This window comes from Streptomyces sp. NPDC002309, from assembly GCF_053593375.1.
The window spans coordinates 176,108-200,560 of sequence record NZ_JBSFCI010000008.1; the positions used below are offsets into that span (position 1 = coordinate 176,108).

The window sequence follows — 24,453 nt, forward strand, 5'->3', positions numbered from 1 at the left end:
CCCGCGACGCCGACAGGATCCGAACGACAGGCCCTAGCAGCGGGGTGATGGTGTGTGAACTTCTGGGAGTATCTCGGCGACCGCCATCAGCAGATCCTCACCGACGCCTACCAGCACGCCAGCGTCGTCTTCCAGTGCATGGTCGTGGCGACCGCGATCGGAGTGCTGATCGCCGTGGCCACCTACCGCTCCGAGTGGGCCGGCGGCCTGGCGACCCTCGCCACCTCGACCATCCTCACCATCCCTTCGCTGGCCATGATCGGTCTGCTGATCCCCCTGGTGGGGCTCGGTGTGCCGCCGACCGTGATCGCCCTGACGCTGTACGGGCTGCTGCCGATCGTCCGCAACACGATCGTGGGCCTGCGGGGCGTCGATCCGACGCTGGTGGACGCGGCCACCGGCATCGGGATGTCCCGGGCGAAGCGGCTGATGCGGATCGAACTGCCCCTCGCCTGGCCGCCGATCCTGACCGGCATCCGGGTCTCCACGCAGATGCTGATGGGCATCGCGGCCATCGCCGCGTACGCCTCGGGTCCCGGCCTCGGCAACCTGATCTTCCGCGGTCTCGCCTCCCTGGGCAGCAAGAACGCGCTGAACCAGGTGCTCGCGGGCACCGTCGGCATCATCATCCTGGCCCTGCTGTTCGACGCGGCGTACGTGCTGCTCGGGCGACTGACCATTTCTAAGGGGATCCGTGCCTGAGTCCGAGTCCCACGGGGCGTCCATCGAGCTGGAGAGCCTCAGCAAGCGGTACGCCGGCAATCCGCAACCCGCCGTCGACAACGTCAACATGGAGATCAAGGCGGGCGAGACGGTCATCTTCGTCGGCCCGTCCGGGTGCGGCAAGTCGACGACACTCAAGATGATCAACAGGTTGATCGAGCCGTCGGGTGGCCGCATCCGGATCAACGGTGAGGACGTGACCCACATCGACCCGGTCAAGCTGCGCCGCAAGGTCGGCTACGCGATCCAGTCGTCCGGCCTCTTCCCGCACATGACGGTCGCCCAGAACATCGCGCTCGTCCCGCGGATGATCGGCTGGCCCAAGCAGCGCATCCGGGACCGGGTCGAGGAGATGCTCGACCTGGTCGGGCTCGATCCCGCCGAGTTCCACGGCCGCTATCCGCGCCAGCTGTCCGGCGGGCAGCAGCAGCGGGTGGGCGTGGCGCGGGCGCTGGCCGCCGATCCGCCGGTGCTGCTGATGGACGAGCCGTTCGGCGCGGTGGACCCGATCACGCGGGACCATCTCCAGGACGAGCTGATCCGGCTCCAGCGCGAGCTGCACAAGACGATCGTGTTCGTCACCCACGACTTCGACGAGGCGATCAAGCTGGGCGACCGGATCGCGGTGCTGCGGGAGCGGTCGCACATCGCGCAGTTCGACACCCCGGAGGCGATCCTCACCAACCCGGCGGACGACTTCGTCTCCGGCTTCGTGGGCGCCGGGGCGGCGCTGAAGCGGCTGAACCTCACCCGCGTCCGCGACGTGGAGATCACCGACTACCCGACGGTGACCGTGGACGACCCGCTGCAGAGCATCTTCAACCGGCTCCGCTCCAGCGGCACGAACGAGATCCTGCTGCTGGACAAGCGGGGCCGCCCCTACAAATGGCTCAGGCGAGGCGATCTGATGCGGGCCAAGGGCTCGCTCGCGCGGGCCGGGACCCTGGTCCACGACACGGTGACCCGCGACGCGACCCTGCGGGACGCGCTGGAAGCCGTCCTGACGGACAACACCGGGCGGGTCGCGGTGACCGGGCGGCGCGGCGAGTACATCGGCGTGGTCGACATGGAGACGCTGATGAACTCGGTGCACGAGCTGCTGGAGGCCGACCGGCTGGACGCGCTGGAGCACCAGCACGACCTGGAGGGGACACGGACCGGACAGACGCACGCGGAACAGGAAGGTCACGGAGCGGAGCCCAAGGCGTGACCACCTCTTCGGAGCGCGACCGTCCTCCCGGCGAGCACGACGTCAAAGGGCATCCCTTCCGGGACGAGGGCGAGGTGCCCGCCGACCAGGAGCCGCCTCCCCCGCCGGCCCGGACGGCACCCCGCCTGACCTGGCAGAAGCTGACCTTCCTGCCGGCCTTCGTGGTGGCCCTCCTGCTGGCGACCTGGCTGTGGTTCCGGCAGGCCGAGCTGGACACCATCTCCGAGAACGCGCTGTCCGGCGGCCAGGTGTCGGAGGCACTGTGGCAGCACATCCAGCTGACCGCGATCTCCACGTTCTTCGTGCTGATCATCGCGATCCCGCTGGGCATCCTGCTCACCCGCAAGACGTTCCGGAAGGTCACCCCGGTGGCGATGATGTTCGCCAACATGGGCCAGGCGACCCCGGCGATCGGCCTGCTCGCCCTGCTGGTGATCTGGCTGGGCATCGGCCGCAGGGCGGCCCTGATCGGCATCATCGCCTACGCCATCCTGCCGGTGCTGTCGAACACGATCTCCGGCCTCAGGGCGAACGACCCGACGCTGCTGGAGGCCGCCCGGGGCATCGGCATGTCCCCGGCGGGAGTGCTGAGCCGGGTGGAACTGCCGCTGGCGGTCCCGCTGATCCTGGCGGGCGTCCGTACGGCGCTGGTGCTGAACGTCGGCACGGCGACGCTGGCGACCTTCGGCGGCGGGGGCGGACTGGGCACGCTGATCACGACCGGTATCACCAGTCAGCGCATGCCCGTACTGGTCCTGGGGTCCATCCTCACCGTCTCGCTCGCCCTGCTGATGGACTGGCTGGCCTCACTCGCCGAAGTACTTCTGCGGCCGCGAGGACTGGAGGTGGGCCGATGAGGCGGTTGCTGTGTCTCACGACGTCGCTGGTGCTGGCCACCGGCTGCGGGCTGACCAGCGGCTCCCCCATGGTCGACGACGTGCGGCCCGGGTCGATCGGGCAGGGCGAGCCGCTGAAGGGCGCCGATCTGACGGTCACCTCGAAGGAGTTCACCGAGCAGCTGATCCTTGGAGCGATCATGGGAATCGCCTTCGAGGCGGCGGGCGCGGAGGTCCTCGACCGGACCGGCATCCAGGGGTCCGTGGGCTCGCGCGAGGCGGTCAAGAGCGGCGAGGCGGACGCCGGGTACGAGTACACGGGCACGGCCTGGATCACGTACCTGGGCAACAGCAAGCCGATCACCGACCCGCGCCGGCAGTGGGAGGCGGTGCGCGACGCGGACCTGAAGAACGGCCTGACCTGGCTGGAGCCCTCGGCCCTGAACAACACCTACGCCCTGGCGATGAACCAGGCCAACGCCGAGAAGTACGGCACCAGGACCCTCTCCGAGGTGGCCGCGCTGTCGAAGTCCGACCCGGCGGCCGTGACGCTGTGCGTCGAGGGCGAGTTCGCAAACCGCGCGGACGGGCTGCCGGGCATGGAGAAGGCGTACGGCATGGACATCCCGCCGTCCCGGGTCACCCAGATGGACACCGGGATCATCTACACCCAGACGGCGAAGGGCAGCTGCACCTACGGGGAGGTCTTCACCACCGACGGCCGCATCAAGTCCATGAACCTGGTGGTGATGGAGGACGACAAGAAGTTCTTCCCCAACTACAACGCCGCCCCCGTGATCAACACCAAGACCCTGGAGAAGTGGCCGGCGATCGCGGGCATCCTCGACCCGATCACGAAGAAGCTGAACAACTCAGTGGCGCAGACCCTCAACGCGAAGGTGGACGTCGACGGCGAGGATCCCCATCAGGTGGCGCTGGACTGGCTGGTGCAGGAGGGGTTCGTGAGGGAGGGGTGACCGCTCGCACGGCCGCAGCCCCTCGTGGAAGTGGGGCTGCGGCCGGCCACCCCGCCGAGGTCGGCGCTGGTGGGTCAGCAGCTCGGGACCGGGCCCGTGCCCTTCTCCAGCGCGGTCAGGGACTGGATCGCGCCCTTCAGGGTCTTGACGGGGATCAGGCGCAGGCCCTCGGGGAGTTCGGCCTTGGCGTCGGCGCACTCGGCGACCGGGACGAGGAAGACCGTCGCGCCGTCGCGGTGGGCGGCCTGGGTCTTCAGTGCGACGCCGCCGACCGCGCCCACGGAGCCGTCGGCGTCGATGGTGCCCGTGCCGGCGATGGTGCGGCCGCCGGTCAGATCGCCGCCGCTGCCGTCGCCCTCCAGCTTGTCGATGACGCCCAGGGAGAAGAGCAGGCCGGCACTGGGCCCGCCGACGTCGGCGAGTTCGAGGTCGACCTTGATGCCCTTGTCCTGAAGACCCAGGTAGCTCAGCGCGGCCTCGCTCGCCGCGTTCTGGGACTCGCGCATCTGGGCCTCGTTGTGCTGCTCGATCTCCTTGACGGAGCCGCCGCTCGGGTAGACCGCGTCGCGGGGCATGACCGCCTTGTCGGTACGCCACCAACTGTCGAGCACGTTGCCGAGCCAGACCCGGGTGTCCGGGCTGGTGGCCTCGATGGTCGTCATCCGCAGTTGACCGTCGGTCTCGCGGGTCGGCGCACCGGAGATCGTGATCACCGGCGCGCCCTGGTCCTCCCCGAGCACGTTCGCCGTCATCCCCGGCTGCGCCACCACGAACGGCAACGGCGCCACCGCGGTGGCGGCGATCAGACCGACGACGGGCAGCGCACAGACGACGAGGGCCTTGGAACGCGTGAGACGAGAGAGCACGAGGTCAATCTAACGCGCGGAGGTGTTCGCGATGTCGGCGGAGGCGGATGGGCACTGTCGACGGGGCCGGAACGTGGCCCGCGTCAGCGCAGGGCCTCCGCCACCTCCCGCGCCGCGTCGACCACCCTCGCCCCGACGCGTTCCGGGACCGCGTCCGCGAGCATCACCACGCCCACGCTGCCCTCGACGCCGGTCACGCCGACCAGGGGGGCGGCGGCTCCGCAGGCGCCCGCCTCCAGTTCGCCCTGGGTGAGGGTGTAGCCGGGGTCGCCCGGCGGGCGCTGGCGTGCGGCCAGGATCGCCTTGCCGGCGGCACCCCGGTCCAGGGGGTGCCGGAAGCCGGCCCGGTAGGCCACGTGATAGTCCGTCCAGGTCGGCTCGACCACCGCGACGGCCAGGGCCTCCGCCCCGTCCACCAGCGTCAGATGCGCCGTCGCCCCTATGTCCTCGGCCAGCGACCGCAGCGCCGGCAGCGCGGCCTCCCGTACCAGCGGATGCACCTGCCGTCCGAGTCCCAGGACACCCAGCCCGACCCGGGCGCGCCCGCCCAGGTCACGGCGTACCAGCGCGTGCTGCTCCAGCGTGGCGAGCAGACGGTAGACGACGGTGCGGTTCACGCCCAGCTTCGTGGACAGTTCGGTGACGGTCAGCCCGTGGTCCGTGTCGGCCAGCAACTTGAGGACGCGCAGTCCCCGGTCGAGCGTCTGAGAGGTCTCCGCGGTCACGACGCCCACTCCTTAAGTGGTGAGGTCGGCAGCCCTCTCGCGGCGAATGCGTCACCGAGTCCCGTCAGCGACGCGCTTCAGAGGCTGCCGATCGGCTTACGGCCCGGCCGGTGGTCCGGGCCCAGTCGCTTCACGGCTGCGCTCCGCGGCGGCGCTGCCACGGGGCGTGTGCGTAGCGGGACATTAGCGAAGCTGGTTCGCTCAGCGGAAGTCTCCGTCCAGAATCCGGTCAGGGACGGGTATGGGGTACTCGGGTTTGCCCTGATATGTACGGCGCGCAGCGCACGGAAGGGGGCGCGGGGAACCGCGCCAGCAACCCACGGTCGCCCCGCGGCCGAACACGAAGGTGGACCCCGGTCAGGCACAACACCGGCGTCACCGCATCCGCGTGAATCCCCGCCGGGCACAACAGCGGCGTCACCGCATCCGGGTGGCCCACTCCTGCACCTTGGCGATCCGCTGGCGCAGTTGACCCGCCGTCGCCTCCGCGCTCGGCGGGCCGCCGCACACCCGGCGCAGTTCGGTGTGGACGACACCGTGCGGCTTGCCGCTCTGGTGGACGTAGGCCCCCACCATGTTGTTGAGCTGCTTCCGCAGCTCCATCATCTCCTTGTGGCTGACCACCGGCCGTCGCTCGGCGGGCAGTTCGAGGAGGTCGGCCTCGGCGTCCGGCTTCTTGCGGCTGTGCGCGATCTGCCGTGCCTGGCGCTTCTGCAGCAGGAGTTGCACCTGGTCGGGTTCGAGCAGCCCCGGAATGCCGAGGTAGTCCTGCTCCTCCTCGCTCCCCGGGTGGGCCTGCATCCCGAACTCGGCGCCGTTGTAGGTGACCCGGTCGAAGACGGCGTCGGACTCCAGGGCCTCGAAGGGAAGCATGTCCTGCTCGCCGGTGTCCTCGTCCTGCTCCCGCTCCGCCTCCTGGAGGAGCTTGTCCTCCTCGGCGTACGGGTCCTCCTCGCCGTCCTTCTTCGGCTTGTCGAGGACGTGGTCGCGCTCGCGTTCCATCTCGTTCGCGAAGGACAGCAGGTCGGGCACGGTCGGCAGGAACACGGACGCGGTCTCGCCGCGTCGCCGCGACCGTACGAAGCGGCCGACGGCCTGCGCGAAGAAGAGCGGTGTCGAGATGGTCGTCGCGTACACCCCGACCGCCAGCCGCGGTACGTCGACGCCCTCCGACACCATCCGCACCGCGACCATCCACCGGGCGTCGTTGCCGCTGAACTCGTCGATCCGGTCGGACGCGCCGGCGTCGTCGGACAGCACGAGGGTCGCCTTGTCGCCCGTGATGTCCCTGATGAGCTTGGCGTAGGCCCGTGCCGAGTCCTGGTCGGAGGCGATGACCAGGGCGCCGGCGTCCGGGATCGCCTTCCTGACCTCGGTCAGCCGCTGGTCGGCGGCGCGCAGCACGGACGGCATCCAGTCGCCGCGCGGATCGAGGGCCGTGCGCCAGGCCTGGCTGATCGCGTCCTTGGTCATCGGCTCGCCGAGCCGTGCCTCGATCTCGTCCCCGGCCTTGGTGCGCCAGCGCATGTTGCCGCTGTAGGAGAGGAAGATCACGGGGCGCACGACATTGTCCGCGAGGGCGGAGCCGTAGCCGTAGGTGTAGTCGGCGGCGGACCGCCGGATCCCGTCGGCGCCTTCCTCGTAGGCCACGAAGGGAATGGGGTTGGTGTCGGACCGGAACGGCGTGCCCGTCAGGGCCAGCCGCCGGGTCGCGGGCTCGAACGCCTCCAGGCACGCCTCGCCCCAGGACTTGGAGTCACCGGCGTGATGGATCTCGTCGAGGATCACGAGGGTCTTGCGCTGCTCGACGCGGTTGCGGTGCAGCATGGGCCGCACGCCGACCCCCGCGTACGTCACCGCGACCCCGTGGTAGTCCTTGCCGAGCGGCCCCGCGCTGTACTCGGGGTCGAGCTTGATCCCTATCCGCGCGGCGGCCTCCGCCCACTGCTTCTTCAGGTGCTCCGTGGGCGCGACCACGGTCACCTGCTGCACGACGTGGTGGTGCAGCAGCCAGGACGCCAGCGTCAGCGCGAAGGTCGTCTTGCCGGCGCCGGGCGTGGCGACCGCCAGGAAGTCACGCGGCTGCTCCTGGAGATACCGCTCCATCGCACCCTGCTGCCAGGCCCGCAGCTTGCTCGCGGTACCCCAGGGGGCGCGGCCCGGGAAGGCGGGCGAGAGGTGATGGGACGACGAGGAGGAAGCAGACATGTGCGTGGGCCCGGAGGGCCCTCCGTTAAGGGTGGTGGCGGGCGACGGGCGGGAGGTAGACACGGTCTCCGTGGGGGTAGAGCGGCCGGGCTGGGTACGACAACCGGGCCACCCTACCGGCGGCCCCCACCCCACGAGCAGCGAACTCCCCCGCCTCCCCCACGGGTGGGACCGACGTCACAGGACCCTCGGCCGCCCCGCGATGCGAGTCACTTCACGTCTCACCGCTCCCGCACCCGTGTGGTCACCCATGCCCCCACCGACGCCACCACCGCCATCGGCAGGAACACCGCGGCGAACGCCGTCGGGTGGGAGGCAGTGGTCGTCGTCACCGTGTGCGTGAGCGTGCCGCCGCCGAGGGCGGCGAAGGCGGCGCCGCCCACGGCCAGGAGAAGGATGTTGGCGAGCCCGTCGGAGATCTGGAGGGCCGCGGAGTTGGCGCCGGCCTGGTCGGGGGTGGAGAGCTTGAGGAGCAGGACGCTGGTGGAGGAGATCACCAGTCCCATGCCGAGACAGCCGAAGGCCCAGGCAACGGCCACGATCCATACCGGGACGGTGTCGAGCAGGACGCTCGGGGCGGTGGCGATGGCGGCGGCGACCAGCAGCATGCCCAGCGTCATCAGGCGCTCGCGGTACGGCTCCACACGGGGCCGCGACTGCAGCCAGGAGCCGAGCGCCCAGGTCACCCCGCCCGCGGCCAGCGAGAGACCGGCCAGCGTGGGGCTCAGGCCCCGCTGGGTGACGAGCATCAGCGGCACGAAGGACTCGGCGGCGATGAACGACCCCGCAGCGACGCCGCGCAGCAGCACGACCGAGGGCAGTCCGCGCGCCGCGCGGTAGGTGCCGCGCGGGAGGAGCCCCAGCACCGCCGGGACCAGCAGGGCGACGCCCGCCGCCCCGGGCAGGACGGAGACCCAGGTGAGGTCCTGCGCCGCGTACTGGAGCAGGCCCGCGCCGAAGGAGATGCCGAGTGCGAGGCGGATGCGGCGCTGATCGAAGGATCCCTGTCCCTCTCCGGGCCCGCCCCGCACCGCCCCGGAGGCCCGCAACCGTATCTGCGGCAGGGCGAGCGCCAGCGGGAGGAACACCAGCACCGGTATCCCGAGGAACACCCAGCGCCAGCCCAGCTGTTCGGTCACCGTGCCCGCCGCGAGCGGCCCGACCACCGACGGCACCACCCAGCTCGCCGCGAACGCCGCCATGATCGCCGGCCGCATCCGTTCCGGGTAGGCCCGCCCGACCACGACGTACAACGCCACGATCACCATCCCGCCGCCGAGCCCCTGCACCGCCCGGCCGAGGATGAACAGCCACATGGCGCCCGCCGTCCCGGACAGCAGCAGCCCCGCCGCGAAGGCGCCGATCCCGGTGGTCAGCGGGCCCAGCGGGCCCCGCCGGTCCGACCACTGCCCGGCGAGCACCATGGCGAACAGACTCGTGGTGAAGTAACCCGAGAAGGCGAACGCGTACAGCGACACCCCGTCGAGCTCCCGCGCCGCCACCGGCATCGCCGTCCCCACGGCCGTCGCCTCGAAGGCGATCAGCAGCACGACCGAGACGATGCCCACGCTCAGCGCCCGGTACGACCTGCCGAGCACACCCTCACCGTCGGTTTCCGGTGCAAGGGGCGGGGCGTCTGCGACCTCGGCGTCGCGGGGATTCAGGGCAGCCATGTACGCCAGAGTAAGGGGCACAACTGGATATGACCCCTGTCCGGAGACGGTGACGGCCTCGGTCCTTGGTCGTAGTCCCGGCCCGTTCGTGAACGGCGTATGGCAGTCCCGTTGCGCCCCCTCGCCCTTCCTTGAGCCCCACCCTCCCCGGCCCCTACGGTCGAAGCACGTCACCAGCACACGGCCGTGTGCCCGAGCGGTTCAGGGGCTCGCCTGCAAAGCGAGTTACGCGGGTTCGAATCCCGCCACGGCCTCCAACGCCTCGACCAGGCGGCCCTGTCTCAGTTCAGGTCTCATTCGATCAGTTCCGATCACGAGGCGTAAGGCCCAGGCCAAGACACCTAGCGTTGACGCGGACGCGTGGGGCGCGCCCGATGTGGACAACCTACGGTTGCGGGCGGCCTCTGGATGCGGGCGGCCTCCGGATGCACCCGCGTTCGACTACCTGGGGGAGAAATGTCGCAAGAGAACGGTGGCCGGACAGCCCGAATAGATTCGACGGGGTTAGCGCAAGGCGCCGTCATCGCGCAGTCCTTGGACAACCACTGGGTCAACGCGGAGTTGACCAAGAAGATGATAGAGAAAGGACATTCGCTCCGAGAGGTCGATGACGTACGAAGCAAGGACGTACGAGCCGAGTACTTCCGCAGCCTCATCAACACCCGGCAGGTCGTGGTGAACCGGGTGTACTTCTACAACAATCTCGCAGTGAGTTGCGACTTCCTCGAAGACGGTCCCGCCCGCCATGCCCATCAGGAGCTGCTCGGCAAGGGGGCGCTCGTTCCCTTCCTGCTCCACGAACGGGAACCGACCGATCGCCCGGACAACGTGGACATCGACGACACGGCTTTCGATGCCTGGCGCGACACGATAGCGGGACTGCCGTCGGCGGCCCGGGTGAAGTGCGTGCGCATGTCGTGGAACGACGAACAGAATAGGCGGGACGCCAAGAACGGACTGTTCAACCCCTTCGCCGCACGCGTGCAGGGGTTGACCGCGAAGGACATCCGGCTCCTTGCGGCTCAAGTGGGAGTTCCGAGCGAAAGAGTTCGCGAGTTCGCGCGTGCCATAGGCCAGGTCGTGGATCACAGCAACGAGCTGCGAATCGACGACAGACCCGTCACACGCAACGTGCTCTATGAGAAGTTCATATCGGTACCCGGATTTCCGGTCAGCGACGGCAGGTACGACCGGAGCAAGCCGTTCGCCGGAGAGATCAAACAGCTCCTGGACCTGATCTACAACGTCAATCTCGCCGACGCCATGGGCATGCACCCCCTGACCCCGTCCGGCAGCCTGCGCCGCCTGGCCCTGCAGGAGTGGCAGGACATACGCGGACAGGCGACGGGGGAGGCCGTCACCGACCCGGAAGCACTGCTGCTGTACCTGAAGCGCCAGGCATTCGACACGGTGCAGTCCGGCCTCACCCCGGCCAGAATAGATTCGCTGGAATTGGCGGACATTGTGTCTCTGCGGGCCACAGACGAGTGGAACGCGTATATAGAGTCGTTCGACTCCATCATCGCCGATCCGACGACGTTCGACAATCATGTGAACTCGGTGTTCCGGCACTACATCGAACTCAACAAGAACATCTTCGACCTCGCGAGAAGACGCAACAGCGAGGCGAGGAAGTGGATGCCTGTCATCGAGATCGTCGTCAGCGTCGGCGGATCCGTCTTCACGGCGATAACCGGAGACGAGACCTGGTCCCTGACCGGAAGCATAGGAACCGCGGCGGCAAGCGTGTACGGCGGTTCGGTGCAGATGGTGCTTCGCAATCGCGCCGCCGGACGCCATGAACAGAAATTCGCGCGAGAACTGGCGACTGTCCGCTTCGACACCGTGAACGAGTGGAGGCAGTTCCGCCGATCGGTGGAGCAGCTTCCCGGGTACCAGCAGGTCGCTACCCACACGGCGGCCACCAGTGCCGCGACGATGCAGGACAACAGCGCCACAATAGAGTACTGAACCGTAGGACGAGAGGCCACATGACCCCCTACGACATGCTGCGTACATCGCGCCCCGAATTGTTCGCCAATTCCCCCGAGGGCATCGAGATCCTGTTCAGCCCCGACGAGATCGAGGCAGCACGACGCAGTGTCGGAGCGGGCGTGGACGAACCGGTCGGCGTCGTGTACGCCGACCGGTTCGTGACCATCGTGCGCGACGCGGTGCGATTCCCCGGGGGTGAACTTGGCCTGTACCTGCGGTTGGTACCCACCTCCGCCACTCCTGGTGCGGTGATCCTGCCCATCACCGGATCCGGCCAGGTCGTGCTCGTCGAGCACTACCGGCACGCCACTCGTGCCTGGCACTGGGAAGCCCCCCGGGGCATGGGTTCCCCCGACACCTCCGCGGCCGCCAGCGCCGCCCGCGAACTGCACGAGGAGATCGGAGCACACGCCAAGGAACTCATCTCCCTGGGAGAACTGCACCCCGACAGCGGAATTCTCGGCAGTCAGGTCGAGTTGTACGCGGCCCGCATCGACGGCACCGGCGACCTGGACACGGCCGAAGGAATCCGGCGGACGGCAACGGTTCCCCGGACGGCTGTGGAGGAGATGATCGCGAACGGGGCCATCACCGACGCGTTCACGATCGCGGTCTTCACCCGCGCGCGCCTGGCCGACTTGTTCGATGCCCCGGATGACTAGCGCTGCGGCAGGCGGCGGCGCGACGTCGGACCAGTACGGCATCGAGCAGTGCGGCGCCGGCTGGAGCAACTAGAGCACGCCGCCCGCCTCGTCCTGGAACAGTTCCGTCCAGTAGTGCCAGCCGGAGCGGTCGACCGAGCCCGTCGGGTCGATCCTGCGCAGGACGTCGATCATCGTCGCCGCCAGTTGGTCGTACCTCTCCGTCGTCAGCTCGTGGTCCGTCGCCGCGTCGATCGCCTTCTCGCGGTGCAGCAGCCAGAGGGTGAAGGACAGGGTCGAGACGTCCGTGTTGAGGGGGTACAGCCTCGCCTCGGGTTCGCTCCAGTTCAGGACCTCGCCGGTGGCGCCGTCAACGACCAGGCTGTTGTCCTCGATGAGGTAGCCGAGCCGTATGAGGTGGTCGGCGCGGACGGGGAGGCGGTCGGTGGGGAAGTCGCCCGGCCGCTCCTCGGTGTAGTACTCGGTCAGCGTCGGCAGCGGGACGTCCGTGTCGAGGTAGAAGAGGAAGCCGTCCTCGGGCAGGCCCGTCTCGCGCAGGAAGCGGCGGGTCGGCTCGTGGGTGAGGGTCCCGGGGAAGTCGACCTCCTCGAAGCGGGCGATCCGGCCGGGACCGAACTCCTGGTCCAGCAGGCGCGGGGGAAGATCCAGGGCGAGGCCGGACTCCGTGCCCGGGCCCGCCATCAGGGCGAGCGGGCGGATCAGCGCCGCCATCCGCCAGTACGGCGGCAGTTCGTCCTTCGGGCCGGTGTCCTCCTCGAACACCGCGAGCAACTGCCGCGTCGCCTCCGCCACCGCCTTCGGTCCGAAACGGCCGGCGTACGAGGCGAACTGGCCGCGTACATCCGCCAGTTCCTCCGTCGCCGCGGCGAACCGCACCAGTGTCCGCAGCGACGGCGCCAGCGGGCGGCTGTCCATCAGCTCGGGGCGGTCGTGGAGGAAGTACGCCGTCGAGACCTCGCCGGTCGCGCCGTCGAGCAGCATCGACTCCGACTCCAGGCCGTCCGGCGCCAGGAGCCCGCCTATCACGAGCTGTTCACGCAGCCGGGCCAGCAGGCGGTCGGGGTCGCCCGTGGAGTCGGCCACCGTCCGCAGTCCGTCCCTGCGCAGGGCGTCGAACGTCAACAGGGCACTGTCGCTCGGCAGACCCGGGCCGGACAGCCAGCGGCGCGTCGGCGCGTGGGTGACGTGCGGGTCGAGTTGGTCCTCCGTCAGCGTGATCACCGCGGCGGCGGCGTCGATCGTGCTCATGGTTCCCCCGTGCGTGGTTGTCCACGGGGTACGCCCGCCGTCCGTGCCCCGCGGCCGTCCCCACTGCCCAGAACACTACGCGCCACCACTGACAAACGCTTCGACCTGCGCGAACCCCGAGCGAACGGCGCCCATCGAACACGCCTGTCGAACCACGCCTGTCGAAAGGTCGAAAGGCTCCTGCCGAACGACGCCGCGACGGGCCACCGGCCCCCTCACGCGGCACGCGACGCCCGCGGCACGCGACGCCCGCGGCGCACGACACACGCGGCGTGCAACGCACGGAGCCCTCGGCGCCCGCGGCGCTCGCCGCAGGCCACACCCGCCGCGCCCCCGCCGCGCCCGCCGCACCGTCAGCGTTCGGAGCCCGGCGCGACCGGCGTCACTACCCCGTCACCACCGCCGCCTGCGGCCGGATCGGCAGCCGGTTCACGGGGCGTCCCGTCGCCGCCCGTACCGCCGACGCGATCGCCGCCGGTGACGCCACTACCGGCGCCGCGCTGACCGCCTTCGCGCCGAACGGCGCGACCACGTCCCGCTCCTCGACGAGCTTCACGATCCGGATGTCGGGCGCGTCCAGCGCCGTCGGCAGGGCGTACCCGGTGAGGTCGGGGTGCCGTATCACGCCACGCGGGGTGCGCAAATTCTCCGTGAGGGCGATGCCCACCCCCTGGGTGACCCCGGCCTCGATCCGCGCCGCCAGTTGCGCGGGGTTCAGCACCCGCCCGACGTCCTGGGCGACGGCCAGCTCCACCACCCGTACCGAGCCGATCTCGATGTCGACGTCCACCACCGCGCGGATCGCGCAGAAGGCGAGCCCCACGAAGGCGTCGCCCTGCCCGGACGCGTCCAGCGGCTCCGTCGGGTGCGGGCGGCACTGCGCGGTCGCCCACAGCTCCTTGCCGTCCAGCGCCTCGGTGACGGTCGTCGACAGCACGCCGTCGTACGACGTGATCTTGCCGTCGGTGATCTGGAGCAGCTCGGTCGACATGCCGAACTTGTGCGCCAGCGGCTGCAGCAGCTGCGTACGGACCATCTTCGCCGCGCGCTCCACCGCACCGCCCGACACCCAGGTGTGACGGCCGCGGCAGCCCGGGCCGGCGGGCGGCTGGTCGGTGTCGACGGGCGCCACGTGCACCTCGTCGATACCGAGCGTCTCCTGGACGATCTGCCGGGCCAGGGTGGCGAAGCCCTGCCCGGTCTCGACGGCCGCGCACAGCACCGTCGCCACGCCGTCCTGGACCTTCACGGTGGCCGTGGAGACCTCGTCGGCGCCCTCCGCGCCCAGCATGTGCACCATGCCCAGGCCGTAGCCGACGCCCCGGCGCACCGCGCCCGGCTCGCCCGCGCCCTCGGGGCCGCCGGGCAGCAGCCACTCGTCGGCGGGCGTGTCCTTGGGAAGCGGGGGCAGCGGGAAGTCGCGTACCGCCTGGAGGAGTTCCGCGGCCGGCGCCGGACACGTCACCGTCTGGCCGGTGGGCAGGACGTCCCCGGTGGACATGACGTTGCGCAGGCGCAGTTCGGCCGGCTCGACGCCGAGCTTCTTGGCCAGCTTGTCCATCTGCGCCTCGTAGGCCGCGCAGACCTGCATGGCGCCCTCGCCGCGCACATGGCCGGAGGGGGGGTTGTTGGTGCGCACGGCCCAGCCCTCTATGAAGGCGTTCGGGACGACGTAGGGGCCGCAGGCGAAGGCCACGGCCGCGGCCAGCGCCTCCGCCGAGGTGTCGGCGTACGCGCCCGCGTCGAGCAGGATCTGTGCCTCGACCTTCACCAGCCTGCCCTCGGCGTCGGCGTGGTGGCGGTAGCGCAGCAGCGTGGGGTGGCGGTGCGTGTGGCCCAGGAAGGACTCCTCGCGCGTCGCCGTGAGCTTCACCGGGCAGCCGGTCTTCAGGGCCAGCAGGCCGAGCGGCAGCTGGAAGCCCGGGTCCTCGCGGTCGGCGGTGGCTCCGGGCACGCCGGTGACGACGACCTTGACGCGCTCGGGTTCCAGCCCGTAGCAGGCGGCGGCCCGGTCCCGGTCGGCGTGCGGGTCGGTGGACGCCAGGTACAGCTCCACGCCGCCGTCGGGGCGTGGCACCGCGAGGCCCGCCTCCGCGCCGATGGGGGCCGGGTCCTGGCGGCCGATGCGGTACAGGCCCTCGACGACCACCTCGCCCTGCGCCTCGGGGTCGCCGTGCAGCAGCGGGATGTGCCGGATCAGGTTGCCGTCCGGGTGCAACGGCTCGGCCTCGAAGGCCTGCTCGGGGTCGGTCACCGGGTCGAGCACCTCGTACTCGACGATGACGGCGGCCGCCGCCATGCGCGCGGTGTCCGGGTGGTCGGCGGCGACGGCGGCGATGGGCTCGCCGTGGTGGCGTACGACCTCGGAGGCGAACACCGGGCGGTCGGCCTTGCCGCGTCCGTGGACCGGCGAGCCCGGCACGTCCTCGTGGGTGACGACGGCCCGTACGCCGGGCATCTCCCGCGCGTGGGTGGTGTCGATGGACAGGATGCGCGCGTGCGGGTGCGGTGAGCGCAGCACGGCCGCCCAGAGCAGGCCCTCGGCCCACAGGTCGGCCGCGTACGGGAAGGTGCCCTCGGTCTTCGCGCGGGAGTCGGCTGCGGCCAGGGATGCGCCGATGCCGTGCGGGAGCGCCTCCGGGGCGGGAACGGCCTCCGCGGTGGTGGTCGCGGTGGCGGATTCGTTGCTCACGCCTGGCCTCCGTCCTGTGCCGTTCCGTAGGGCTGGTCACGCGCTCCGGGCGGTCCCCCGGGGGACTCGAACGCCGACCGGTTGACGCCGCCGGCCCCGGGGCCGGCCTGATGGGGGATGCGCGGCTCGTCGGCGTCGGCATCGGACGCGTCGGCCGCGGCGTGCGACTCGCGTTCGGCGACGACGTCCTGGACGGCCTCAAGCACGGCCCGGTAGCCCGAGCAGCGGCAGAGGTTCCCGCAGAGCGCCTGGCGGGTCTCCAGCTCGGTCGGCGCCGGATTGCCCTCCAGCAGGTCGTGCACGGTCATCGCCATGCCGGGCACGCAGAAACCGCACTGCACGGCACCGCACTTGGCGAGCGCCCGCTGCACGTCCGACGGCTGTCCGTCGGTGGCCAGGCCCTCCACCGTGCGCACCTCGCTGCCGGCCGAGGTGACCGCGGGCACCAGGCAGGACGCGACGAGCCGTCCGTCGACCTGGACGTTGCAGGCACCGCACTCGCCCTGCGAGCAGCCGTCCTTGGCGCCCGCGAGCCCGAGCCGCTCGCGCAGCACGTAGAGCAGCGACTCGCCGATCCACGCGTCGGTGACGGGGCGGTCGGCGCCGTTGACGCGGAGCACGTAGGAGGCGAGGGGATGGTCGTCGTGCGAGGTGGCGGACGGCTCGCCCGGGGCGCCCGGTTCGCCGTCGGGACCGGCGGGGTCCGCTCCGCCGTCGGTGTCCGCGGCCCGCGTGGAGCCTCCGTCGGCGCCCGGGGCGCCCTGGCCGCGCTCGGCAACGCTGTCGCCGGAGCCTTCTGACGGCCCCTCGGCGGCCTCCGCGCCCCCGGACGCACCGGAGACTCCCCGCGTATCTCCCGGCGCCTCAGCGGCCCTCTCAGCGGCCTCCGCGCCCTCTCGGGCGCCGGGTGCCCCCTGGGCGGCGTCCTGCGTCCCGGCGCCCGCGGGGACGCCTTCCGCCGGGTGCTCCACCGGGCTGTCGGCGTACAACCCGACCACGTGCCGCGCGCCGTCATGTCCCTGCGGGCCTTCGTGCCCCTGCGGGCCTTCGTGCCCCCAGGGCTGCCCGCCCGTCTCGGTGGCCCAGGGCGCGGACGCGCCCCCGGGGAGCGTGGCCGGCGGTGTACCGCCCCACTGCTCCACGAGCGCGGACGTGGTGAACTCGCCCGACTCGTCCGGAAGGTCACCGTTCGCGACGGGGATCGACCACTGCCCGGTCACGTCGTGGCCGGGTGCGGGCACGACCTGCGGATGGCCCGGGTGAGGGTGCCCGGCGTCCGGACCGGCGCCCTCGTCGAAGTTCCACTGCCCGGTGGACCCGAGGCCGTACGCGTACCCGTCCTGACCGCCGCCCTGGGGCATCGCGTTCGGGTCGGGCCACCCCGCGCCCTCGGACGGCACACCCCAGACGCCGGTGTCCGCGGGGTCGGTTCCGGTGGCGGGCGTGACCGTTATCGGCGGGGGCACATACCCGTGGCCGGGCGCGGCGAGCGGACTGTCCGCGGCGGCCAGAAGCGCGTCGATGCCGCCCTCGGGAAGCTTCACGAAGGCGGTGGCGCCGTCGTCGTAGTCGCCCTGGGGCAGCGGGTCCCAGCGCCCGTGCCCCTGGGGCGCGCCCTCTCCGTGCCGGTCGTCGGTCACGACAGTGCCCTCCCCAGTGCTCGTCGGGCCAGCGCGGCGACGGTGCGCCGCAGATGCAGTACGGCAGGCGGAAGCTGCGGCACCGAACCGTCCTCGACGGGTGGCGCGTCGGGGATGCAGGCCGCGGCGACGTACTCGCCGAAGGCGGCGAGCGCCTCGGGGACGATCGTGCGGCTGTTGTCCCAGTCGATGAGCTGCGCGACCCACTGCTCGGCCTCCAGGGGCCGCAGCGGCATCGGCGCTATGGCACCCACGGCGCACCGGACCCCGCGCCGGGCGGGGTCGAGGACCAGCGCCACGGAGGCGACGGCCCTCCCGGGTCCGGTCCGTCCGGTCGCCTTGAGGAAGACCTGCGGGGCGTGCAGCAGGGGCACGCGCACGTACCCGATGAGTTCGCCGGCGCGGAGCATCTCCACGCCCGCGAGCAGATGCGACACCGGGATCTCCCGGCGCGCCCCGTCCGGGCCCGCGATGACCAGGGCCGCCTCCAGGGCGGCCAGCACCGGCAGCGCGTCGCCCGTGGGGGCGGCGGTGGCGATGTTGCCGCCCAGGGTGCCGGCGTTGCGGATGTGCGGCGGACCCGCGGCGCGCGCGGCGGCGGCGAGCGCCGGGATGAGGGCGGCGAAGTCGGGGCGGCCCATCCGCGCGTGGGTGAGGCCGGCGCCGAGCAGGGCGTGGCCGTCCTGGTACTGCCAGCCGCGGATCTCGCTGATCCGGCCGAGGCCGACCAGCGCGGCGGGCCTGAGCTGACCGGAGTTGACCGAGGCCATCAGGTCGGTGCCGCCCGCCACGGGCACGGCGGCGGGCATGGCGGTGAGTGCCGCCACTGCCTCGTCCAGCGTCGCGGGCAGCGTGACGGCCTGCCCCGCCTGCGGTGCGTGCGTGGTCAAACCGGCTGCCCCTTCCCGCTGCCCCACCTGGTCCCGCCTGTGTGGCCGTACGGTACGTGCCGACAGGGCGGACGTGGCAACTCTGGCACATCTTCGCAGGACCCGAAGACGGGGGTCCGCTAGGAGACATTCGCCCACCTCATCGGGCAGATGGACCGATTTGTACGCACATCGTCGCGCGTCGCCGGTCGGCTGGAGATTGCCACTCTTCGGTGACCCTTGTCCGCTTTTTTGCCCGCCTGTTCGATATCTGCCCGCTTTCGCGACGGGGCCTACCGGTTCGGCGGAGCCCCCTCGATCGGGCGCCCGAGCACCCCGGGGCGCCGCTGCCACGGCCGCGGCCCGGCGGGCGGGCGGTAGGCGACGCCCAGGGCGTCGAGCCGCCGGTAGTGGACGGCCATCCGGCGCTCGAAGTCGGCGAAGTTCCGTTCCGCCGGTGCGGGCAGGGCGCTCCAGGCGACCTCCGCGAACGCGGCGAGCCTCGGGAACGCCTGGTAGTCCACGCGGGACTGGTCCTCCGTCACCTCGGTCCACACGTTGACCTGCGCACCCAGCACATGACCTGCCTCCGCCTCGGTGAGCTGGGGCGGAACCGGTTCGAAACGGTAGACGTCCTCCAGGGTGCGCACATAGCCGATCGGTACGGGTTCGTCCGCTCCGCCGGCCTGCCGGTGGTCCAGGTAGACCTGCTGCTCGGGGCACATGACGACGTCGTGACCGGCCCGGGCCGCCGCGATCCCGCCCGCGTAGCCGCGCCAGGACGACACTGCAGCCCCCTTGGCGAGGCCGCCCTCCAGGATCTCGTCCCAGCCGATGAGGCGGCGCCCGCGCGCGGAGAGCCAGTCGTCGAAGTGGCCGATGAACCAGGCCTGGAGTTCGTCCTCGTCGCTCAGCCCGAGTTCCTTGATGCGCGCCTGCGCGGTGGGCGACCGCCGCCACTGGTCCTTGGGGCATTCGTCGCCGCCGACGTGAATGAACTCCGACGGGAACAGCTCCAGGACTTCCTCGAACACCCCCTCGTAGAAGCGGAGGGTGTTGTCGGTGGGGGCGAGTACGTTCGGATTGACGCCCCAGGTGTCCCAGACCTGGAGCGCGGAGGTGTCGACGACGTCGGTGTTGCCGAGTTCCGGGTACGCGGCGATCGCCGCCTGCGAGTGGCCGGGTACGTCGATTTCCGGGACGACGGTGATATGCCGCTCGGCGGCGTACGCCACGATCTCCCGGATGTCGTCCTGCGTGTAGAAGCCACCGTGCGGCTTGTCGTCCCACAACGGAGAGGCCCGGTGGCCGAATTTCGTGCGTGCCCGCCAGGAGCCGGCCTCGGTGAGCCGGGGGTACCTCCCGATCTCCACGCGCCATCCCTGATCATCCGTCAGATGAAAGTGGAAGACGTTGAGTTTGTGGGCGGCCAGCAGGTCCAGGTAGCGCAGGACACCGTCCTTCGGCATGAAGTGCCGGGCCACGTCGAGCATGAGTCCGCGCCAGCGGAATCGGGGGGCGTCCTCGATGATCTGGTGGGGGATTCCGAGGGTGATTCCGGGCCGGACGGGGGCACGCCGGAAAGCGTCCGGGCCGAGCAGTTGACGCAGCGTCTGGGCACCCCAGAACACGCCCGCCGCGCTGCCGCCCCGGATCTCCACCCCCCAGTTGACGACGACACCGAGTCGGTAGGCCTCCGGATCCAGCGTGTCGTCCAGAAGCAGCCGTACGGCGTTCCGGTCACCCTCCGCGCCGGGGCGCAGCGGCAGGCCGAGGGCCGGGCCGAGGGTGGCGCGCAGCCAGCGTTCCGCGGTGTGCGTGCCGGGAGCCGCCCACAGGGTGGTGTCCTGGTCGAGGAGGACGCCGCAGCGCATCGGCCCCTGAACGGAGCGCGGCGCGGGGATCAGTTCCGTCGCGGAAGTCGCGTCGGTCATGTCGGTCACCTCAAGTCCTTTACCGCTCCGCCCAGCCCCGACACCGGTCGGCGCTGCACGAGCACGAAGAAGATCAGCACCGGAATCGTCATCACGGTGGACGCCGCCGTCACGCCGCCCCGGTCCGGCTCTTCCGGCTCGTGGAAGACCAGCAGCGCCGTCGGCAGCGCGGGCTGCGAAGTGTCGCTGAAGATGCACGACTTGGCGAACAGGAAGTCGTTCCAGGCCGAGCCGAAGGAAAACACGCTCGCGGCCACCGACCCCGGGAGACCAGCGGGAAAAGGAGCTTTCGCGGAAATCGCGCCCGGCTCGCCCCGTCGATGTACGCCGCCTCCTCCAGCGCCTCCGGCACGGCTTCCACGAACCCCCTCAGTATCCAGATCGCGAAGGGCGGGGAGAAGGCGAGGTGCGGCAGGATCAGCGAGCCACCAAGAACATGATCAGCAGGGTGGTCCGGAAGCGGAAGCGGAATCGTGTCACGGTCGTCGCGGCGAGAAACGCGATCGGCGCCGAGGCGATCACAACGGTGCACGCGACGACGAGACCGTTGGCGAAGTACCGCCCGAATTCATGCCGTCCGAAGACCCGCCGGAAGGAATCCAGGGACGGGGCGAGGGCCCATAAAAGGAGGCCGAGTCGTGTTGCAACATGCGCAACGGCGATATCACTGAGCGCAACATCAAGCCGGGTCATGAACTACATGGACACGACACGCCCACCTGCCCACCTGCCCACATGAGGTCTCCATCACCTCGTGGCAGGAACATGCAAGAAGACGGCGGGAGACCACGAGAAGGCCCCCGGGCCACGCCGCGGCGCGCCCCGGGGGCCTCCCGGACATCGCTCAGGAAACGGTCGGACGACTACTTGTCGCCGCCCTTGCCACCCTTGCCCTTGTCGTCCCCGCCGGCACCCATGGACTCGTAGATCTCCTTGCACATGGGGCACACGGGGTACTTCTTCGGGTCGCGGCCCGGCACCCAGACCTTGCCGCACAGCGCGACGACGGGCGTACCGTCGAGCGCGCTCGCCATGATCTTGTCCTTCTGGACGTAGTGGGCGAAGCGCTCGTGGTCACCGTCGCCGTGGGAAGTCTTCGGCGTGGGCTCTACGAGGGTCCCCGTACCAGTCCCGCGCTCGGGCTCGAGAGTGCTCATAGGGCCAAGGGTACTGAAGGCGGCAGGTCGGGTTGCGGGAAGGAGGTCCGTCAGTTGAGCGAGGGATCGTCGGGGTACGTGGCCACCATCGCGAGCTCGTTGCGCTGACGCCGCAGCACCTCGCGCCAGAGCCGTTCGGGGAACGGCGAGTAGACGTCGCCGGGCTCGGACTCCACCACGTACCAGGCGCCCTCGGCCAGTTCGTCCTCCAGTTGGCCCGGGCCCCAGCCGGCGTACCCGGCGAAGATTCTCAGCGAGCCGAGGGCGGAAGCGAGCAGCTCGGGCGGGGCCTCCAGGTCGACCAGGCCGATGGCGCCGTGCACACGCCGCCAGCCGAGCGGGGCGACGTCACCGGACGCGCCGCCGGGGATGACCGCCACGCCCAGAGCGGAGTCCAGCGAGACCGGGCCGCCCTGGAAGACGACCCCCGGCTCACCGGTCAGCTCCGCCCAGCCCTCCAGGATGTCGCCGACGCCCACCGGCGTCGGCCGGTTGAGGACGACTCCGAGCGAGCCCTCCTCGTCGTGGTCGAGAAGCAGCACGACCGCACGGTCGAAGTTCGGGTCCGCCAGGGCGGGGGTGGCCACGAGCAGCCGCCCTGTGAGCGAGGACACCTCGGTCATGCCAGACATGATCCCGCATCTTCGCCCCGCATGGGGAGCCCATCCGGTGGCGGGAGTGAACGCAGCTCAGCGCCCAGGGGGCACGGCCGTCCGCCCGGCGGCTCCGGTGACCCCATGTGCCCGGCGGAAAACGGTTCGTGTTGTGACAGAGATATGACAGGGCTGAGTGGTCCTCGGGCTTACGGCAGGGGGGTCGACGGCGATTACTCTGTCTCTCCGGCCCTTGCCCAACTCATCGGAACGCGAGATACATGACCGTCAACGACGATGTCCTGCTTGTCCACGGCGGCACCCCGCTGGAGGGCGAGATCCGTGTCCGCGGTGCGAAGAACCTCGTACCGAAGGCCATGGTCGCCGCCCTGCTCGGCAGTTCCCCGAGCCGGCTGCGCAACGTCCCGGACATCCGTGACGTCCGCGTGGTCCGCGGTCTGCTCCAGCTGCACGGCGTGTCGGTGCGCCCTGGCGAGGAGCCGGGCGAACTGGTGCTCGACCCGACGCGGGTGGAGAGCGCGAACGTCGCCGACATCGACGCCCACGCGGGTTCGAGCCGTATCCCCATCCTCTTCTGCGGCCCCTTGCTGCACCGCCTCGGCCACGCGTTCATCCCCGGCCTCGGCGGCTGCGACATCGGCGGCCGGCCGATCGACTTCCACTTCGACGTGCTGCGGCAGTTCGGCGCGACGATCGAGAAGCGGGAGGACGGACAGTATCTGGAGGCCCCGCAGCGGCTGCGCGGCACGAAGATCGCGCTGCCGTACCCGTCCGTCGGCGCTACCGAGCAGGTGCTGCTGACGGCCGTCCTCGCGGAAGGCGTCACGGAACTCTCGAACGCGGCCGTGGAGCCGGAGATCGAGGACCTGATCTGCGTCCTGCAGAAGATGGGCGCCATCATCGCGATGGACACCGACCGCACCATCCGCATCACCGGTGTGGACCAGCTCGGCGGCTACACCCACCGCGCCGTCCCGGACCGGCTGGAGGCCGCCTCCTGGGCGTCCGCGGCGCTGGCGACCGAGGGCAACATCTACGTCCGGGGCGCGCAGCAGCGGTCCATGATGACGTTCCTCAACACCTACCGGAAGGTGGGCGGTGCCTTCGAGATCGACGACGAGGGCATCCGTTTCTGGCACCCCGGCAGTCAGTTGAAGTCCATCGCCCTGGAGACGGACGTCCACCCCGGCTTCCAGACGGACTGGCAGCAGCCGCTGGTCGTGGCCCTCACCCAGGCCACGGGCCTGTCCATCATCCACGAGACGGTCTACGAGTCCCGTCTCGGCTTCACCTCCGCCCTCAACCAGATGGGCGCCCACATCCAGCTCTACCGCGAGTGCCTCGGCGGCTCGAACTGCCGCTTCGGGCAGCGCAACTTCCTGCACTCGGCGGTCGTGAGCGGTCCGACCCGCCTCCAGGGCGCCGACCTGGTCATCCCCGATCTGCGCGGCGGCTTCTCGTACCTCATCGCCGCGCTGGCCGCCCAGGGCACCTCGCGGGTGCACGGCATCGAGCTCATCAACCGCGGCTACGAGAACTTCATGGAGAAGCTCGTGGAGCTCGGCGCGAAGGTGGAACTGCCCGGCAAGCCGCTCGGCTGACAGCGGGGCTCATCACGTACGCCGATGGGGCGGCCACCCGGACCGGGTGGCCGCCCCATCGGCGTTGTGCTGCGGCGCCCCGAGGGGCGCGGGGAACCGCGCGACGGGCCACGACGGACCCGCGGGCGGTCCACGGCGCCGAGCCTCCGCGGCGCCGCGGGCTTACTTGCCCTTGGCCGATTCCTTGAGCTTCGAGCCCGCGGAGACCTTCACGCTGAAACCGGCCGGGATCTGGATCGGGTCGCCGGTCTGCGGGTTGCGCGCGGTGCGAGCGGCACGGTGGGTGCGCTCGAAGGTCAGGAAGCCGGGGATGGTGACCTTCTCGTCGCCCTTGGAGACGATCTCGCCGACGACGTCGGCGAACGCGGCCAGCACGGCGTCGGCGTCCTTGCGGGTCACCTCGGCACGGTCGGCCAGCGCGGCCACCAGCTCACTGCGGTTCATGTTGTTACTCCCGTGTTCTTCTTGCCATTGAGGCGTGCCACGCGGCGGAGCCGCATATCGGGCACAGCGAAAGCCGATGCTGCCAGGTTCCTCGGACGGTCCCCGGACCCGGGTCCGTCGTCAGACGCTCGCGCCCAGGGACGCATCCTGCCCCCACCTGCGGCGGGAATGCCAATCCGGCACCCGCAGGAGTCGTGAGAACACCCTTGGGAGTCACACGAAAAGCGCCACCGGCCAGGGGCCGGTCCGGCGGACCCTGCCTCCGGACAGGCTCCAGGGCGTGTCTCGGAAGTCCCTTCTGCCCCACAATGCCCGGCACGCACTCTCGCCGCACCGGACGAAATGCCGAGTACGCCCAGTACAAGGCATTCCGTCCGGC

The 24,453-nt window shown here is 70.8% G+C and carries 19 protein-coding genes, 1 tRNA gene and 1 pseudogene; 8 read left to right on the forward strand and 13 right to left on the reverse strand.

From position 1 onward, the window contains the following. Positions 1 to 54: 54 nt before the first annotated feature. The 4 genes from ACWCPM_RS09850 to ACWCPM_RS09865 are packed head-to-tail and all read left to right on the forward strand — an operon-like array spanning position 55 to position 3,746. The gene (locus ACWCPM_RS09850) at positions 55 to 702 is read left to right on the forward strand and encodes an ABC transporter permease (protein WP_450975611.1); all 648 of its coding nucleotides are present in this window, start codon (positions 55 to 57) and stop codon (positions 700 to 702) included. Then, entirely contained in the window at positions 695 to 1,933 is a 1,239-nt protein-coding gene (locus tag ACWCPM_RS09855; RefSeq protein WP_450975612.1) for a betaine/proline/choline family ABC transporter ATP-binding protein, read from the forward strand. Before ACWCPM_RS09850 ends, ACWCPM_RS09855 begins: the two co-directional genes overlap by 8 nt. Beyond that, positions 1,930 to 2,790, forward strand: coding sequence for an ABC transporter permease (locus tag ACWCPM_RS09860; protein ID WP_450975613.1), 861 nt, complete (start codon positions 1,930 to 1,932; stop codon positions 2,788 to 2,790). Before ACWCPM_RS09855 ends, ACWCPM_RS09860 begins: the two co-directional genes overlap by 4 nt. After that, a complete protein-coding gene (locus ACWCPM_RS09865; RefSeq protein ID WP_450975614.1) occupies positions 2,787 to 3,746 on the forward strand; it encodes a glycine betaine ABC transporter substrate-binding protein in 960 nt (319 codons plus the stop codon). Before ACWCPM_RS09860 ends, ACWCPM_RS09865 begins: the two co-directional genes overlap by 4 nt. Positions 3,747 to 3,820: 74 nt before the next feature. Here ACWCPM_RS09865 and ACWCPM_RS09870 read toward each other — a convergent pair whose 3' ends face one another. The 4 genes from ACWCPM_RS09870 to ACWCPM_RS09885 all read right to left on the reverse strand — a co-directional run bounded on the left by ACWCPM_RS09870 (position 3,821) and on the right by ACWCPM_RS09885 (position 9,218). Further along, on the reverse strand, positions 3,821 to 4,612 hold the full coding sequence (locus tag ACWCPM_RS09870) for a S16 family serine protease (protein ID WP_450975615.1): 792 nt from the start codon (positions 4,610 to 4,612) through the stop codon (positions 3,821 to 3,823). An 83-nt stretch (positions 4,613 to 4,695) separates the two neighbouring features. Beyond that, positions 4,696 to 5,337, reverse strand: coding sequence for an IclR family transcriptional regulator (locus tag ACWCPM_RS09875; protein WP_450975616.1), 642 nt, complete (start codon positions 5,335 to 5,337; stop codon positions 4,696 to 4,698). Positions 5,338 to 5,754: 417 nt separating this feature from the next. Beyond that, complete coding sequence (locus tag ACWCPM_RS09880) at positions 5,755 to 7,545, reverse strand: DEAD/DEAH box helicase (protein ID WP_450975617.1); 1,791 nt, start codon at positions 7,543 to 7,545, stop codon at positions 5,755 to 5,757. A 221-nt stretch (positions 7,546 to 7,766) separates the two neighbouring features. Next, positions 7,767 to 9,218, reverse strand: coding sequence for an MFS transporter (locus tag ACWCPM_RS09885; RefSeq protein WP_450975618.1), 1,452 nt, complete (start codon positions 9,216 to 9,218; stop codon positions 7,767 to 7,769). Positions 9,219 to 9,400: 182 nt separating this feature from the next. Between ACWCPM_RS09885 and ACWCPM_RS09890 the strand changes: the two genes are divergently transcribed. The 3 genes from ACWCPM_RS09890 (at position 9,401) to ACWCPM_RS09900 (ending at position 11,875) form a co-directional block, all read left to right on the forward strand. Further along, a tRNA-Cys gene (locus ACWCPM_RS09890) sits at positions 9,401 to 9,475 on the forward strand. A gap of 277 nt (positions 9,476 to 9,752) precedes the next feature. After that, positions 9,753 to 11,189, forward strand: coding sequence for a hypothetical protein (locus ACWCPM_RS09895; protein WP_450975619.1), 1,437 nt, complete (start codon positions 9,753 to 9,755; stop codon positions 11,187 to 11,189). Positions 11,190 to 11,209: 20 nt separating this feature from the next. After that, positions 11,210 to 11,875, forward strand: coding sequence for an NUDIX hydrolase (locus ACWCPM_RS09900; protein WP_450975620.1), 666 nt, complete (start codon positions 11,210 to 11,212; stop codon positions 11,873 to 11,875). A 69-nt stretch (positions 11,876 to 11,944) separates the two neighbouring features. Here ACWCPM_RS09900 and ACWCPM_RS09905 read toward each other — a convergent pair whose 3' ends face one another. The 8 genes and pseudogenes from ACWCPM_RS09905 to ACWCPM_RS09940 all read right to left on the reverse strand — a co-directional run bounded on the left by ACWCPM_RS09905 (position 11,945) and on the right by ACWCPM_RS09940 (position 22,038). Next, complete coding sequence (locus ACWCPM_RS09905; protein ID WP_450975621.1) at positions 11,945 to 13,123, reverse strand: SUKH-4 family immunity protein; 1,179 nt, start codon at positions 13,121 to 13,123, stop codon at positions 11,945 to 11,947. A 385-nt stretch (positions 13,124 to 13,508) separates the two neighbouring features. Continuing rightward, the gene (locus tag ACWCPM_RS09910; RefSeq protein WP_450975622.1) at positions 13,509 to 15,815 is read right to left on the reverse strand and encodes a xanthine dehydrogenase family protein molybdopterin-binding subunit; all 2,307 of its coding nucleotides are present in this window, start codon (positions 15,813 to 15,815) and stop codon (positions 13,509 to 13,511) included. Continuing rightward, positions 15,812 to 17,455 carry a 2Fe-2S iron-sulfur cluster-binding protein gene (locus ACWCPM_RS09915; protein ID WP_450975623.1) on the reverse strand — a complete coding sequence of 548 codons (1,644 nt, stop codon included), beginning with the start codon at positions 17,453 to 17,455 and terminating at the stop codon, positions 15,812 to 15,814. Before ACWCPM_RS09915 ends, ACWCPM_RS09910 begins: the two co-directional genes overlap by 4 nt. After that, complete coding sequence (locus tag ACWCPM_RS09920) at positions 17,452 to 18,345, reverse strand: FAD binding domain-containing protein (protein ID WP_450975624.1); 894 nt, start codon at positions 18,343 to 18,345, stop codon at positions 17,452 to 17,454. Before ACWCPM_RS09920 ends, ACWCPM_RS09915 begins: the two co-directional genes overlap by 4 nt. 272 nt (positions 18,346 to 18,617) lie before the next feature. After that, a complete protein-coding gene (locus ACWCPM_RS09925; RefSeq protein WP_450975625.1) occupies positions 18,618 to 20,258 on the reverse strand; it encodes a beta-N-acetylhexosaminidase in 1,641 nt (546 codons plus the stop codon). Positions 20,259 to 20,263: 5 nt separating this feature from the next. Beyond that, positions 20,264 to 20,879 (reverse strand): annotated as a pseudogene (locus tag ACWCPM_RS09930) (carbohydrate ABC transporter permease); the annotation flags it as partial. 242 nt (positions 20,880 to 21,121) lie between these two features. After that, positions 21,122 to 21,415, reverse strand: a complete 294-nt coding sequence (locus tag ACWCPM_RS09935; RefSeq protein WP_450975626.1) for a DUF3039 domain-containing protein — start codon at positions 21,413 to 21,415, stop codon at positions 21,122 to 21,124. A 50-nt stretch (positions 21,416 to 21,465) separates the two neighbouring features. After that, positions 21,466 to 22,038 (reverse strand): YqgE/AlgH family protein, encoded by a 573-nt coding sequence (locus ACWCPM_RS09940; RefSeq protein WP_450975627.1) that lies wholly within the window; start codon positions 22,036 to 22,038, stop codon positions 21,466 to 21,468. Positions 22,039 to 22,289: 251 nt separating this feature from the next. Between ACWCPM_RS09940 and murA the strand changes: the two genes are divergently transcribed. Beyond that, the gene (gene murA, locus ACWCPM_RS09945) at positions 22,290 to 23,630 is read left to right on the forward strand and encodes a UDP-N-acetylglucosamine 1-carboxyvinyltransferase (RefSeq protein WP_450975628.1); all 1,341 of its coding nucleotides are present in this window, start codon (positions 22,290 to 22,292) and stop codon (positions 23,628 to 23,630) included. Positions 23,631 to 23,792: 162 nt separating this feature from the next. Here the strand turns inward: murA and ACWCPM_RS09950 are convergent, their stop codons facing one another. Continuing rightward, complete coding sequence (locus tag ACWCPM_RS09950) at positions 23,793 to 24,074, reverse strand: HU family DNA-binding protein (protein WP_450975629.1); 282 nt, start codon at positions 24,072 to 24,074, stop codon at positions 23,793 to 23,795. Between the last annotated feature and the right edge of the window lie 379 nt (positions 24,075 to 24,453).